At 70.8% G+C, this 13,219-nt stretch carries 11 protein-coding genes and 1 pseudogene; 3 read left to right on the forward strand and 9 right to left on the reverse strand.

What is annotated here, in order from left to right:
- Both D7V97_RS29115 and D7V97_RS29120 read right to left on the reverse strand, forming a co-directional pair.
- Nucleotides 1–511: pseudogene (locus tag D7V97_RS29115) on the reverse strand (3-oxoacyl-ACP synthase); the annotation flags it as partial.
- 14 nt (nucleotides 512–525) lie between these two features.
- A complete protein-coding gene (locus tag D7V97_RS29120) occupies nucleotides 526–2,442 on the reverse strand; it encodes a thiamine pyrophosphate-binding protein (protein WP_120613898.1) in 1,917 nt (638 codons plus the stop codon).
- Nucleotides 2,443–2,840: 398 nt separating this feature from the next.
- Between D7V97_RS29120 and D7V97_RS29125 the strand changes: the two genes are divergently transcribed.
- Nucleotides 2,841–3,254: a hypothetical protein gene (locus D7V97_RS29125; protein ID WP_120613899.1), complete on the forward strand. Its 414-nt coding sequence runs from the start codon at nucleotides 2,841–2,843 to the stop codon at nucleotides 3,252–3,254.
- A 120-nt stretch (nucleotides 3,255–3,374) separates the two neighbouring features.
- The gene (locus tag D7V97_RS29130; RefSeq protein WP_147445019.1) at nucleotides 3,375–5,201 is read left to right on the forward strand and encodes a hypothetical protein; all 1,827 of its coding nucleotides are present in this window, start codon (nucleotides 3,375–3,377) and stop codon (nucleotides 5,199–5,201) included.
- A 10-nt stretch (nucleotides 5,202–5,211) separates the two neighbouring features.
- On the opposite strand, the gene D7V97_RS29135 is transcribed toward D7V97_RS29130, so the two are convergent.
- From D7V97_RS29135 to D7V97_RS29165, 7 genes are all read right to left on the reverse strand, one after another.
- Nucleotides 5,212–5,787, reverse strand: a complete 576-nt coding sequence (locus D7V97_RS29135) for a GNAT family N-acetyltransferase (RefSeq protein WP_120613901.1) — start codon at nucleotides 5,785–5,787, stop codon at nucleotides 5,212–5,214.
- Between the two features lie 36 nt (nucleotides 5,788–5,823).
- Nucleotides 5,824–7,053, reverse strand: a complete 1,230-nt coding sequence (locus D7V97_RS29140) for an ABC transporter permease (RefSeq protein ID WP_120613902.1) — start codon at nucleotides 7,051–7,053, stop codon at nucleotides 5,824–5,826.
- Nucleotides 7,054–7,056: 3 nt separating this feature from the next.
- Nucleotides 7,057–8,217 carry an ABC transporter permease gene (locus D7V97_RS29145; RefSeq protein WP_120613907.1) on the reverse strand — a complete coding sequence of 387 codons (1,161 nt, stop codon included), beginning with the start codon at nucleotides 8,215–8,217 and terminating at the stop codon, nucleotides 7,057–7,059.
- Between the two features lie 74 nt (nucleotides 8,218–8,291).
- Complete coding sequence (locus D7V97_RS29150) at nucleotides 8,292–9,050, reverse strand: ABC transporter ATP-binding protein (RefSeq protein ID WP_120613903.1); 759 nt, start codon at nucleotides 9,048–9,050, stop codon at nucleotides 8,292–8,294.
- The gene (locus D7V97_RS29155) at nucleotides 9,050–10,315 is read right to left on the reverse strand and encodes an efflux RND transporter periplasmic adaptor subunit (protein WP_120613904.1); all 1,266 of its coding nucleotides are present in this window, start codon (nucleotides 10,313–10,315) and stop codon (nucleotides 9,050–9,052) included. Before D7V97_RS29155 ends, D7V97_RS29150 begins: the two co-directional genes overlap by 1 nt.
- Nucleotides 10,312–11,637, reverse strand: a complete 1,326-nt coding sequence (locus D7V97_RS29160) for a TolC family protein (protein WP_120613905.1) — start codon at nucleotides 11,635–11,637, stop codon at nucleotides 10,312–10,314. Before D7V97_RS29160 ends, D7V97_RS29155 begins: the two co-directional genes overlap by 4 nt.
- Nucleotides 11,634–12,332 carry a YIP1 family protein gene (locus D7V97_RS29165; protein ID WP_120613906.1) on the reverse strand — a complete coding sequence of 233 codons (699 nt, stop codon included), beginning with the start codon at nucleotides 12,330–12,332 and terminating at the stop codon, nucleotides 11,634–11,636. The genes D7V97_RS29160 and D7V97_RS29165 overlap by 4 nt, the downstream gene beginning before the upstream one ends.
- A 216-nt stretch (nucleotides 12,333–12,548) precedes the next feature.
- Here D7V97_RS29165 and D7V97_RS29170 point away from each other — a divergent pair.
- The coding region (locus D7V97_RS29170; protein WP_304988520.1) for a Clp protease N-terminal domain-containing protein at nucleotides 12,549–13,219 on the forward strand (671 nt) is incomplete at its 3' end.

Genomic DNA, 13,219 nt, shown 5'->3' on the forward strand with positions numbered 1-13,219 from the left:
CCCCCGCCCCATCCCCGATGCCGATGGCGTGGCCCTGCGTGTAGTCCACGTTGCGCGTCCACGCGGAGCCCACCGCCACCAGCGCGTGCCGCACGCTGCCCGCGCGCAGCGCTTCCCACGCCAGCACCACACCCATGAGGAAGTTCACGAAGTCCGTCTGCACCGGCACCACCAGCGTGCCCTGCCCCAGCCCCAGCTCGCGGTGGACGGCGTAGAGCGCGTTGGGCGTGACGAACTCCGACACCGACACGTAGCCGTAGAGCCGGTCCACGTCGGCGGGCGTCAACCCCGCGTCCTCGAGCGCGGCGGCGCCGGCCTTCGCGGTGAGCGAGGCCAGCGACTCACCGGGCGCCAGCACCCGGCGCTCCCGGTTGCCGTAGAAGAGCGCGTGCTCACCACCGCCCGCGGCGGCGGCGCGGCGCAGGGGCTCGAAGAGCGGGTCGTCGTTGCCGCGCACCTGGGCGGGCACCGCGGCGCCCACTCCCAGCAGCGCGTACGTGGGGGACGTCATCGAGCGGAAAAGCGCTACGTCGCGTCCGACGCCACCGCGGCGAAGCGTTCGCCGTAGGGCGGCACCTCGCGGTAGTCGATGCGCGCGATGATGACCTGCGGCTGGCCCGTCTCATCCGCGCGCCGCAGCACCTCCGGCAGGAGGGCGTCCAGCTCTCCTGGTGCCGTCACCGTGTAGGCGCGCGCGCCCAGCGACTCGGAGAAGCGCTCCAGGTCCGGGTTGCCCAGGCTGTAGAACTCGTCCTCCAGCGGGTACGACCGGTCCTGCACGTGCTCGCCGTGATTCACCGTGCCCAGGAAGTTGTCGTTGAGCACGATCGTCACCGTACCCACGCGGTAGCGCGAGGCGGTGAGCATCTCCACGCCGTTCATCAGGAACGCACCGTCACCGGTGATGGCCACCGCGGCGCGCTCCGGGCGGCCCAGCTTGCCGCCAATGACGGCGCCGCAGGACCAGCCCATGGACGACAGGCCACACGGGTAGAAGACGCGCGTCGGGGGCGTCACGTGCAGCATGTTCGACGTCCAGGCCGTGCAGTTGCCCATGTCGATGTACAGGTCCATGTCCGGACCCAGGTGCTTGTCCAGCTCCGCCATCAACTGCTGCGGCTTCACCATGCCCTCGGCCTGCGGGGCGCGCATGGGGACCGCGGGCTCCGTCAGCGCCATCACCTGCGACCAGCGCTCCTGCACGCGCGCGCCGCTGGACGGGCCAATCATCTGCCCCAGCTCCGCCAGGCCCGTCACCACCGAACCCACGTCCGCCACGATGGGCAGCCGCACCGGCAGGAACTGGCCGATGTTGGCCGCGTTCACGTCCACCTGGATGACGTGGTGGATGGCCTGGAAGTACTTGTGGAAGCTGCGGGTGGCCCACTCGCCCATGCGGCTGCCCAGCACCAGCAGGACATCCACGCCGTCGCGCAGGTACGCCTCGGAGCGCTTGCTGCCCGCGAGCCCCAGCACGCCCAGCGAGAGCGCCTCGCGCTCGGAGAAGAGCCCCTTGGCGCGCACGCTGGTGGCCACCGGAATGCCGTGCTGCGTGATGAAGGCGTTGAACGCCTCACCGTGCTGCCCCATCGCCTCACGCGCGCCCGAGCCCAGGAAGATGAGCGGACGGCGCGCGGTGCGCAGCATGGTGAAGGCGGCGCGCAGGTCCTCGAAGGGGGCGGACGGGGGCCGCGCGCGGAAGGCGCCGCGCGTGGTGGGCACCATGGCGCGGTGGATGGGCTGGCGCGCGATGTTGGACGGGATGCTCAGGTGCGCGGCGCCGCCGGGCAGCCCCTGCGCGGTGCGCAGCGAACGCGCCAGCAGGCGCTGGAAGCTCTGCGCATCCACGACCCCCACGGAGCTGGCGCACGCCTGGCGGAACATCTCCACCGTGTTCACGCCGTGGGTGCTGGTGCTCTCCTGGAGGGCCATCAGGCCGACGCGTTCCGTGGGGACGTTGCCGCTGATGGCCAGCATCGGCACGCCGTCCAGGTGCGCGGAGGCGACACCCGTCAGCGCGTTGGTGGCACCGGGGCCCGCCGTCACCATGCACACGCCCAGCTTGCCCGTGGCGCGCGCGTAGCCATCCGCCATGAACGCCGCCCCGGACTCATGGGACGCGATGATGAAGCGCATGGAGGCGTGCTTGCGCAGCGCCTGCTGGAACGGCGCGATGTTGCCACCCGGGATGCCGAACACCGCGTCCACCTCTTCGGCCTCCAGGTGCGCGATGACGCAGTCGGTGACGGACAGGTCCTCCACCGTCTTGAAGCCGCGTGCGTTCGCATCCCCGTACATCGGGATGGGGTCGCCGTGCCGCGCCTCGAGCCCGTTCATCTGCCCGCCGGTCGGAGCGTCTTGACGAAGCGCATCCACCGACACCTCGGTCCTCTTCGTGGAAGAGGTGACGGACTGCAGCTCAGCAAGCGAGGAGGTCGACATCGGGCAGCGTCTCCAAGGCCCCGGGTCCCATCAGACTCGACATCACGCCGAGTCGCTGCCACCGAGTCCGGGGAGGAAACCTCGATGCATGCGGCAGTTTTGCGGGGGTGCTGAAAAGATGCACGCCCTTCCTAGCGGGACTGTCGCTGATTGGGAAGTAAAAACCTAGGAATTTTCGGATGACGCTGGATTCTTACAGTTCCCGACGAATTCCTCGGTCCACGGATACCCACCTTCCGGGTTTCACAGGGAGAGCGGGACGGCGCTCGCGCGTACGGAAGCCACGCGAGCGTGGATCCGCGCATGCATTGGCTGGAGTAGGCTTCGAGGGTGCGCCATCTCCGGCTCGGGTCGCACGGAAGACGCGCGCGTACCACCAATCCAAAGTGGGGGTTGTCATGGCTGAGAATTTGCGGACGGAGTTCGGCTTCCGGATGAATGCGTCGGGCTACATCACGCCTGCCGAGGCCAAGGCCTGGTTCGAGGATCTCCGCACGAAGGTCGTGGTGAAGAAGGGTCGGCCCTTCGGCGTGCTGGTGGACATCCGCGGCCAGAAGGCGAACCCGCCGGAGACCCAGGAGATCGTCAAGCAGGCCATGGGCTGGCTGAAGCAGAACGGCATGGTCCGCTCGACGGTGGTGCTCGACAGCACCGTGGCGCGCCTGATGATGGTGCGCATGGCGAAGCAGAGCGGCGTGTACGAGTGGGAGCGCTACATCGACGCGTCGAAGGATCCGGACTGGGAGCACAAGGCCATTGACTGGATCGTGAACGGGTCGGAGCCGTCGAAGGAAGAGGACGCGGCGGCCTGACGTTCCGCCCAACCTACAGGGTGAGGGCGGTGATGACCTCCGGGTCCACCGCCTCCCTTGTCGGGCCGGGGCGTTCTCCCGCCCACCCCCTGTCGTGAAAGTCTGAAGGCCCCCTGCCCCATGACCTCCGGGTCCGAGCGGATGCCGCGCTGGCCCGGGTGCCTGGCGCTCCTGGCGGTGGGGCTCCTGTCCCTGCATTGCGCCTCCGCGGACCGGCCCCGTGCCGCCGCCGCATCCGCACCGGCTGTCGAAGCGATGGCGCCCTCCGTCGCCCTGCCCTCGCGCGCGCTGCGGGTCCGCGTGTACGCGGACGCGGAGCACCGGGCGCAGGTCCTCCACTGGGAGCGGGGCTTCGAGGCCTGGCTCCAGCGCGCGAGCGCGGCGGTGCGCGAACCCCTGGGCGTGACGTTCACGCTGGAGTCGGCGCGGGCGTGGGACCGGCGCGGTTCGCTGGGCTCGGAAGCCTCGCTGGAGCCGGTGCTGGACGCGCTGGAGGCGTTGGATGCGGGCGAGGACGTGGACCTCGTCGTCGGGCTGGTGTCCGCGCCGTCGGCCTTCAGTGAGTCCCAGCATGAGCTGGGCTTCGCGCGCGTGCTCGGACGCCACTGCGTGCTGCGCGGCATCAGCGGCGCGGTGCCGGTGGAGGCGCGTCGGCACCTGGAGATCTCCGCGCTGCTGCATGAGTGGGCCCACACGTTGGGCGCGTTCCACGTGCGCGATGCGCGGGGGTGGATGGCGCCGAAGTACGACGCGGCTCAGTCGGGGTTCGCGCCCCGGACGCTCGCGCTGCTCGAAGTGGGACTGCGGCACCTGCCCCGGGCCCGCGTCGAAGTGGAGGCCCAGCGCGCGTGGGCCCAGGCGCTGCGGACGGTGCTGGAGGGCATGGTCGGCCCCGCGTGGGAGGGACCGGAGCGGGACTTCCTCCTCGCGTGGACGGAGCGGGCTCGCGCCACGCACGTCGTTCTGGGACCGGAGGGCACCCCGAAGGGATTGACGCCGTCGGAGCGACAGCGGCTCGCGGAGGTCATCGCCCTGGAGAAGGCGGGCCAGGCGGAGGGGGCCGCCCAGGCCCTGGAGCCACTCGCCGCGCGGCATCCCTACGATGAGCGCGTGCAGCTGCTGGCGTGCTACCTGGCCGTGCACCTCACGCCGGCACTCGCCGCCACGCGCGAGCGCTGCGAGCAGGCCATCACGCGCTTCCCCGGAGAGCCGTCGCTGCGCATGAACGTCGCGCTCCTCCACCTGCACGCGGGCCGGTTCGACGCGGCCCAGGACAGCCTGCTGGCGGCCCGGAGGAACCTCGCGGCGCGGGCGGACACGGAGCCCTCGCTGTGGGCGGATCTCGCGGGCCTCTTCCTGCGCGCCCACTGCGTGACGTGGGCGGAAGAGGCGGCGGCGCGAGCGCCCGGGCTGGCCGCGTCGGCGGCGGTGCTGGAACAGGCGGCCCGCTTGCGACGACAGGTGGCGCTGCCGGCGGGACTCGACGGGCTCGCCACGGCGCCGCGCGCGGTCGGCGTGGAACCCTCCCGCGAAGGCGCCCTGGTGCGCGCGGTGTTCGACATCGAAGCCCTGCTGCATGCGGGCTCTTCCGGACCCGCGCGCGAGCGGATCACCGCGCTCGCCCAGGCGTCTCCGGAGAGCCCTTCCGTCGCGCTCGTGCAGTGCGAGCTGCACCTGCTCCAGGGACGGCTGGGCCCCGCTCGCAGCGCCTGTGAGCGCGTACTCGCGGCCCGTGAGGACGCCGTGCAGGCCCACCTGCTGCTCGGCGTGCTGGCGACGAACACCCGGGCACACGCCAGGGCCCGGACGCACCTGGAGCGTGTCATCGCGCTGGAGCCTTCGCGCACCGAAGCGTGGCACCTGCTCGCCCGCGAGTACCGGGGCACGCGGCACCTGCGCGTGCTCCAGGCGCGCTACCGGGAGCAGTTCTCGCGCGACCTGCCGTGAGGCACGCCTCCTACTTCGCGGCCGCGCGCCACGCGTTCTGGAGCAGGGACAGCACGTGCATGTCGATGAACCCGTCGCCCGTCACGGCGGCGGTGAAGCCGCGCAGCAGACCCTCCCGCTGGAAGCCCGCGCGCGTCAGCACCCGCAGGGAGGCCGGGTTGTGCACCGACACCATCGCCTCCAGCCGGTGCAACCCCATCTGCTCGAAGCCGAAGCGCAGCAGCACGGGCAGCAGCGACTTCATCACGCCCTGCCCCCAGAGCTTGCGCGACACCATGTAGCCCAGCTCCGCGCGCCGGTCCTTCGGGGTCCAGTTGAAGAGGCACATGTAGCCCAGCGGCGTCGCGTCCTCCTCCAGGCACAACACCCAGCGGAAGCTCTCGCCCCGGCGCATCGCGTCCAGGTCGCCGACGAGCTTCTGGCGGATGGTCTCCGGGCGCAGGGGCACCTCGAAGTTGAGGCTCCGCGCCACCTCCGGCTCCGAGTACACCGCGCCCAGCCCGTCCACGTTCTCCATGGAGAGGGCCCGCAGCCGGAACGGCGCGGGGACGGCGGGCGGGGGCAACGTGACGTAGGACAGGGACATGCGTGAAACCACCCGTTCGGAAGGGACGTGCCCACCCTACTCCGTGCGCATGGCCTCCACCGGATCCAACCTCGCCGCGCGGGACGCCGGGTAGATGCCGAACAGCAGCCCCACCCCGCAGCTCATCCCCAGCGACAGCGCCACGGCCCAGGCGGGCACGTGCATGGGGAACAACAACACCCACTTGCCCAGGAACACGAACCCGAAGCCCAGCCCCACGCCCAGCACCCCGCCGAAGAGCGACAGCAGCACCGCCTCCGTGGCGAACTGGCCCAGGATGCGGCGGCGGCGCGCGCCCAGCGCCTTGCGGATGCCAATCTCCCGCGTCCGCTCCGTCACCGACATCAGCATGATGTTCAGGATGCCGATGCCGCCCACCACCAGCGACAGCAGACACACACCCACGCCCGCCAGCGCGATGACCTGGGACAGCTCGTTGAAGGACGCCGTCATCGACTCGTTGGTGTGCAGCTCGAAGTCGTTCGCCTCCTGCGGCGTCAGTCCCCGGCGGCGGCGCAGCAGGTTCACCACCTCGTCCTGCGCCTTCTGGAACACGGCACCATCCCGCGCCTGGATGTCGATCTCCACCGAGCGGCGCTTGCCGTAGAGCTGCTGGAAGCCGCGCATCGGGATGGCCACCTGGTTGTCCTGGCTGGCCATGCCCATGACGCTGCCGCGCTTCTGCAACACGCCGATGACGCGGAAGGGCCGGCCCATCAGCCGCACGTCGGAGCCCACCGGGTCCGTGCCCGGGAACAGCGCGTCCGCCACGTCCACGCCAATCACCATCACCGGCCGCGCGTCCAATGACTCCGTGTCGTTGAAGAAGCGGCCGTTCGTGACGGTGACGCCGCTCGTCTCCAGGTAGGTGGGCTCCGTGCCCAGGATGCTCACGGACGCGTTCGTCTCCCGGAACGCCGTCACCAGCTTCTTGCCCCACTCCTGGTCGGTGGGCGTGGCCGCGCCCACGGAGGGACAGGCCTCCAGGATGGCCTTCACGTCGTCGCCGTAGAGGTCCTGGCGCTTCGCGTACTTCGCCCAGTTGATGCGGCCGAAGCCCGCGGGCCACTTCGTCACCTCGAAGGTGTGCGCGCCCAGGCTGCCCAGGTTCTTGTTCACCTGCTCACGCAGGCCCTCGATGAGGGCCATCATCGTGATGACCGTGGCCACGCCAATGACGATGCCCAGCAGCGTCAGGAGTGAGCGCAGCGGATTGCCCAGGAACGTCCCCAGGGCCAGGCGCAGGTTGTCCAGGAAGGCGCGCATCGCCTATTCGTAGCGGAGCGCTTCCACCGGGTCCAGCCGCGCCGCCCGAGCGGCCGGCCAGATGCCGAACAACAGGCCCACCAGCGCGGAGAACGCCACCCCGCCCAACACCGTGCTCGGCCGCACGTCCGCCGCCAGCGGCGTCACCAGCGACACGAGCTTCGCGGTCCCCAGCCCCACCGTCGTGCCCAGCAGGCCGCCCACCGCGGACACGCTGGAGGCCTCCATCAGGAACTGGAGGATGATGGTGCGCTGCCGCGCGCCCAGCGCCCGCCGCACGCCAATCTCCCGCGTCCGCTCGCGCACCGACACCAGCATGATGTTCATGATGCCGATGCCGCCCACCAGCAGCGTGATGAGCCCCACGCCGGTGGCCACCGCGTAGAGCGCGCCCGTGAGCTGCTCGTAGGTCGCCGCGAGCGTGTCCGGCCGGTTGATGGAGAAGTCGTCCGGCTGCCCGGGCGGCGTGGAGCGCACGCGCCGCAGGATGCCCACGAGCTGGTCCTCCGCCTTGTGGATCTGCCCCGCGTCCGCCACCGCGATGGCGATCTGCATGGGCCGCCCCTTGCCGAAGGTGGCGTTGAAGGTCTTGAAGGGCAGGAACACGGACAGGTCCATGTTCTCCGACACCACCTTGCCCTTGCGCCCCAGCGTCCCCACCACCTGGAAGGGCCGGTTGTCGATGCGCACCGTCTGCCCCAGCGGGCTGATGCCGGCGAAGAGCGTGGCCGCCACGTCCGCGCCAATCACCGCCACCGGCCGGTTCACCTCTTCGTCCGCGCGGGTGAGGAAGCGGCCCGCCACCACCTCGTAGTTGCCGATGGTGAGGTAGTCGCTCCACACGCCGTTGACGCGCACGTTGGAGATCTGCTCCGCCCCGTGCGCCACGTCCGACGTGCGCATCACCGCCGGGGAGATGGCGGTGATGAAGTCCGCCTGCTGGCGCACCTGCGCCACCTGCTCCAGCGTGAGGTTCTTGCGGTTGCGGAACGCCCACCAGTTGCCCCGGATCATCCAGGGGAACTTGGAGACGTAGATCGTGTTCGCCCCCAGCGTGGACAGCTGCTTTTCGAACGACGTGTTCAGCCCCTGGATGATGCCCACGATGGCCAGCAGCGTCGCCACGCCAATGCCGATGCCCAGCGTCGTGAGCACCGTGCGCATCCGGTTCGCGCGGAGCGAGTACACCGCGATGCGGGCCCCCTCCAGCACGTCCACGCGGAAGCCCTGCCCGAACTTCACGCGTGGCCCACCTTCGGCGGCAACACGCCCGTGCCGCCCAGCGCCACCTCCGGGCCGGGCCCGTCCGCGATGATCTCCCCGTCGCTCAGGCGGATGGCCCGGGGACAGCGCGCGGCCAGCTTGGGCTCGTGCGTGACGAGCACCAGCGTGTGGCCCGCCTGGTGGAGCTGCTCGAAGAGCTTGACGATCTCCTCACCCGTGGCCGAGTCCAGGTTGCCCGTGGGCTCGTCCGCCAGGAGCATGGACGGCTCCGACACCAGCGCGCGCGCGATGGCCACGCGCTGGCGCTGACCGCCCGACAGCTCGTTGGGCCGGTGGTGCATGCGGTGCGTGAGCTGCACCTTGTCGAGCGCCGCCTTCGCCCGCTCCCGGCGCTCCTTCGCGGCCATGCCCCGGTACACGAGCGGCAGCTCCACGTTGGCGAGCGCCGTCTCCCGGGGGAGCAGCTGGAACGTCTGGAAGATGAAGCCGATCTCCACGTTGCGGATGACGGCCAGGTCGTCGTCGTCCATGCGCGACACGTCCTTGCCGTTGAGCATGTAGCGGCCGCTCGTGGGCGTATCCAGGCAGCCCAGCACGTTCATCAGCGTGCTCTTGCCGGAGCCCGACTGGCCGATGATGGCCACCCATTCGCCCCGGTTGATGCCGAAGCTGACACCGCGCAGCGCGCGCACCTCCTCGCCGCCCACGAAGAAGGCCCGCGTGAGCGCCTCCACCTGGATGAGGGGCCCACTGGCCGGAGCACCGGGGGTCATCACGACTTGCGCCCGTCCTTCCCGTCGCCCGCGGGCACTTCCGGCTCGCGCACCGCGTCGCCGTGGGCCAGCTCCTTGGACAGCGTGCGGTACGGGCCCTCCACCACGCGGTCACCCACCTGCAAGCCTTCCAGCACCTCCAGCTCCGTGTCGGACGCGATGCCGGTGCGCACGCGGCGCACCTGGGCCTTGTTGTCCCCGTCCACCACGAAGACGACCTTCGCGAGCGTCTCCGTGCGGCGCTTGGCGGTGAGGGCGCCGCCCTCCACCGGGGCCTGGTAGTCCGGCAGCGTGCGCTCGGAGCGCACCGTGACGGCCTGGATGGGCACGAGCACCGCGTCGTCGTGCGTCTCCGCGCTGATGCGCGCCTCGGCGCTCATTCCGGGCAGCACGCCCGGCGGCCGCGCGTCCAGCGCGACGGTGATGGGGAAGCTCGTCACCTCCGCCTCCGTGCCCGGGTTCTTGATGAGCGCCTTCTGGGCGATCTCCACCACGGTGCCGCTGAAGGACTGGCCCTCCAGCGCGTCCAGCGTCACCTCCGCGGGCTGGCCGTACTTCAGGTGCACCACCTCGTGCTCACCCACCTCGAACTTCACCTCCATCTGGTTGAGCGCGGCGATGGTCATCACCACGTCCTCGGAGAAGTCGGAGCCGCGCACGCGCTCGCCGACCTCGCGCGACAGCTCGATGACGTTGCCGTCGATGGGCGACAGCAGCGTGGTGCGCGACAGGTCCGTGGAGGCCTGATCCAACACGGCGCTGCTCTGGGCCACGCGCTGCTTCGCGGCGGCGAGGCGCGCCTCGGCGGTGTCCACCAGGGCCTGCGTCTGCTCCACCTCCGACGTGGAGGTGAGCCCCTTCTCCGCGAGCCCCTTCACCCGGGCGAGCTCCGCGCGCTGGCGCGAGGACTCCACCTCCGACACCTGGACCTCCGCGCGAGCCGCGTCCTTGGAGGCCTGGGCCTGCTTCACGGCCGCCTCGTAGTAGCGCTTGTCGATGCGGCCCAGCACCTGCCCCTTGGTGACGGGGTCGCCGTCCTTCACCTGGAGCGCGACGAGATCGCCGGACAGGTTGGAGGAGATCTTCACCGTGGTGGCCGCCTGCACCTTGCCCGCGCCCGTGATGGTGCGGGTGATGGTGCCCTTGCGCGCTTTGGCCACCTGGACTTCCTGCGTCGGGGGCGGCCGGTCCTTCAAGCCGCCCACCGTGATGGCCACCGCGCCGAGCAACAGCGCACCGGCGATTGCCGCCTTCCACCACGTCATTGTGAGTCTCCCGGGTTCAGCGTGCCCGTGGCCCGGTACAGGGCATAGCGGGCGATTTCGACATCGATGCGGCTCTGGAGCAACACCAGCTCCGCCTGAGTCAGCTTGAGCTGCGCGTCACGGACTTCCAGCGTGGAGCCCGCGCCGGCGCGGAAGCGCTCCTCCGCCAGCTGGAGCCCCTGCGTGGCGGCCGCGCGGTTGGTGGTCGCGAGCTTCGCGGAGGCAATCTGTCCGTCCAGCGCCTGGTGCGCCCGGCGGACCTCCGCCTCCAATTCGCGCACCGTCTGGGCGAACGTCAGCTCCGCCCGGCGGATGTTGGCCTGGGCGCGCGCGGACTGGGCGTCCGTGTTGAAGCCGTTGAACAGGTCCCACGTCAGGGTGACGCCGCCGTTGAAGGTGTTGCCGAAGCCCGGCTCACTGAAGAAGGGCCCCAGGTCCTGGTTGCCGTGCGCGTACTGCGCCTGGAGGCCCACGCGCGGCAGGTAGTCCCCCTGCACGATGGCGCGCTGGAGCTCCGCCACGCGCACGCGCTGCTGGAGCGCGCGCAGGAGGGCACGGTGCTCGCGGGCCTGCTTGAGGGCGTCATCCAACGCGGGCGCGGGCGCGGGCTCCTGCTGGAGGATGCCGGGGTCCACCGCCTGGAGGGGATCGGTGCCGGGGCGGGCCAGCCACACGGCCAGCTGCACCTGGTCCGCCACGAGCTGCGACTGGCGCTGCACGACGTTGATGCGATCATTGCCCAGGTTGACCTCCGCGGAGATCTCCTCCGTCTTGCCCACGCGGCCCGCCTGGAAGAGGGCGCGCGCGCGCTCCAGCTGCTCCTCGCTGCGCTGCGCGGTGACCTGGAGCACGTCCAGCGTGGCCTGCGACAGGAAGAGCGTGAAGAAGCGGCGGATGGCCTCCAGCTCGGAGGTGTCCGCCTCCTCCAGGGCCTGGTTGCGCACGGCGTCCACGTTGACGCCCGCCTGCTCCAGCTGCTTCCAGAGGCCGCGGTTGTAGATGACCTGCGACAGGCCCAGCGACGCGCCATAGCTGTCCGACGTGTTGGCGGAGCTCACCACCTCGCGCGTGAGGACCTCCGTCTCCGAGACGGGGATGGTGACGACCTGCCGGCGGCGGCCCTGGTAGCTCAGGTTGGGGCCCGCGCTGAGCTGCACCTGGGGCAGCAGGTTGGAGCGCGCGGAGCGCTGGTCCTGCTCCGCCACGGTGACGTCGAGCGTGGCCTGGAGGGCCTGGGTGTTCTTGCGGCCCAGCGTGCGCGATTCCTCGAGCGTGATGGGCGTGGCGGCGAGCAGCGCCGTGAGGACGAGGAGCGCGTTCACGGGCCACCCAGCGTGGGGATGCGGATGAAGACGATGCCGGCGTACATCATGTAGAGCACCAGCGCGAGCAGCAGCGAGCGGCCCAGGCGCATGCCGGTGGCGGCGGAGAAGCCCACGCCCAGCAGGCCCACGCTCCAGAGGTTGAAGAAGTCCACGCCGCGCAGCACGCGCTGCAACTTCGGCGTGAGGCCGTCGAGCAGCGCGAGGCTGGAGGGCACGAGCCGCTCCGCGCGCAGGTCGGTGAGCGAGTGCTGGAAGCCCGCGCACACCGCGAAGATGAGGTGGTAGAGCGCGATGGGCAGCATCGCCACCGCGGCCGCCGCCATCAGCTGCCCGAAGGACGCGGGCTTGCTGAAGAGCCAGGCCGTCACCCACAGGACGCACGCGAGCAGCAGGACCTCCAGGGGCATCAGCATCAGGCCCTTGGCGATGCCGCCCACCAGCGCCTTGCGCGAGGCGGTCTGGATCTGGTCGGCGATGTCGGACTCGGACACGCTGGGCGCGCCGACCTCCGTGGGGAGCGCACCCACCACCGCGGCGGTGGCGTCCCAGCGCAGGGCGTAGGCGATGCCGGAGGCGGTGACACAGAAGGCGAGAATCAGGAGGGGCCACAGCCAGCGGCGGCCCTCCACGGCGGCGCGGGTCCCCTCGAAGGGGTCGACGAAGACGCGCGCCGGTTGGACTAGGGAGGTCATAGGGATGGGGTCTCTGGGCGGATTACGCAGCCCTCCCGGTGTGATTGCCCGGTCCCTTGAATTGAGGCGGGAAACGGGTGGGCAGCCAATCGAATTCCTTCGGCGGCCCAAGGTTTACCGTGCCTTGCATCCATCCTGTAGCGGTCTGTAGCCTAAATTTTGCGGCGGGGGCCCGGACGGTGTATTCCGCTCGGCTGCACGCTTGCCGGAGCATGAATGGTCGACAGCACGGATCTCGCCCAGGTTCTCCATGAGGCGCATGACATTGCCCGCAGCGTCGCCCAGAAGCCCACGTCGGCCCACGTATTGCTCGCGCTCTTCACGGTGGAGAACCGCGCGCAGCTCCTGCTGAAGGAGAAGGGCGTCGACGAGGACGCGCTGCTCCAGCTCATCACGGAGGCCCCGGCGGAGACGGGCAGCAACGTGGTGCAGGACCTCACGACGCGCGCCCGGGAGCTGGCCAGCAACTCGCGCTCCGGCGAGGCGGACTGCCTGCACCTGCTCATCGCCATCATCCGCAAGCGCTGCGCGGCGAGCGACCTGCTCGCGCGGACGGGCATCGACCTCATCTCCCTGTCCAACACGGCCCTCTCCTATTCGACGAGCGGCGTCCAGTCCCGCCGGCTCCAGCCCGGCTACGGTCAGACGGCGGTGACCACCCGCGCGCCTGTCACGCGCCCCGTCGGCGCGCCGCCCTCGCCCCTGCCCACCTCCACCCTGGCGCTGAGCACGCGCCCGGCCCCGGTGATGACGCCGCCGGTGACGGTGCCGCCGCCCACCGCGCGCATGACGCCCGCGCTGTCGCCGCGAGACCTCATCGACGTGGACGAGGACGAGGCTCCATTGGAGGCCCGGACGGAGCCGGTGGCGCCTCCCCTGCCCCGCAT

The sequence above is a fragment of the Corallococcus sp. CA053C genome, from assembly GCF_003611675.1.
Taxonomy (GTDB): Bacteria; Myxococcota; Myxococcia; order Myxococcales; family Myxococcaceae; genus Corallococcus.

Coding starts and splice junctions, on each gene's coding strand:
- D7V97_RS29120 (WP_120613898.1), bottom strand. CDS start 2,442: ATGTCGACCTCCTCGCTTGCTGAGCTGCAGTCCGTCACCTCTTCCACG.
- D7V97_RS29140 (WP_120613902.1), bottom strand. CDS start 7,053: ATGCGCGCCTTCCTGGACAACCTGCGCCTGGCCCTGGGGACGTTCCTG.
- D7V97_RS29125 (WP_120613899.1), top strand. CDS start 2,841: ATGGCTGAGAATTTGCGGACGGAGTTCGGCTTCCGGATGAATGCGTCG.
- D7V97_RS29165 (WP_120613906.1), bottom strand. CDS start 12,332: ATGACCTCCCTAGTCCAACCGGCGCGCGTCTTCGTCGACCCCTTCGAG.
- D7V97_RS29150 (WP_120613903.1), bottom strand. CDS start 9,050: ATGACCCCCGGTGCTCCGGCCAGTGGGCCCCTCATCCAGGTGGAGGCG.
- D7V97_RS29145 (WP_120613907.1), bottom strand. CDS start 8,217: ATGCGCACGGTGCTCACGACGCTGGGCATCGGCATTGGCGTGGCGACG.
- D7V97_RS29155 (WP_120613904.1), bottom strand. CDS start 10,315: ATGACGTGGTGGAAGGCGGCAATCGCCGGTGCGCTGTTGCTCGGCGCG.
- D7V97_RS29135 (WP_120613901.1), bottom strand. CDS start 5,787: ATGTCCCTGTCCTACGTCACGTTGCCCCCGCCCGCCGTCCCCGCGCCG.
- D7V97_RS29130 (WP_147445019.1), top strand. CDS start 3,375: ATGACCTCCGGGTCCGAGCGGATGCCGCGCTGGCCCGGGTGCCTGGCG.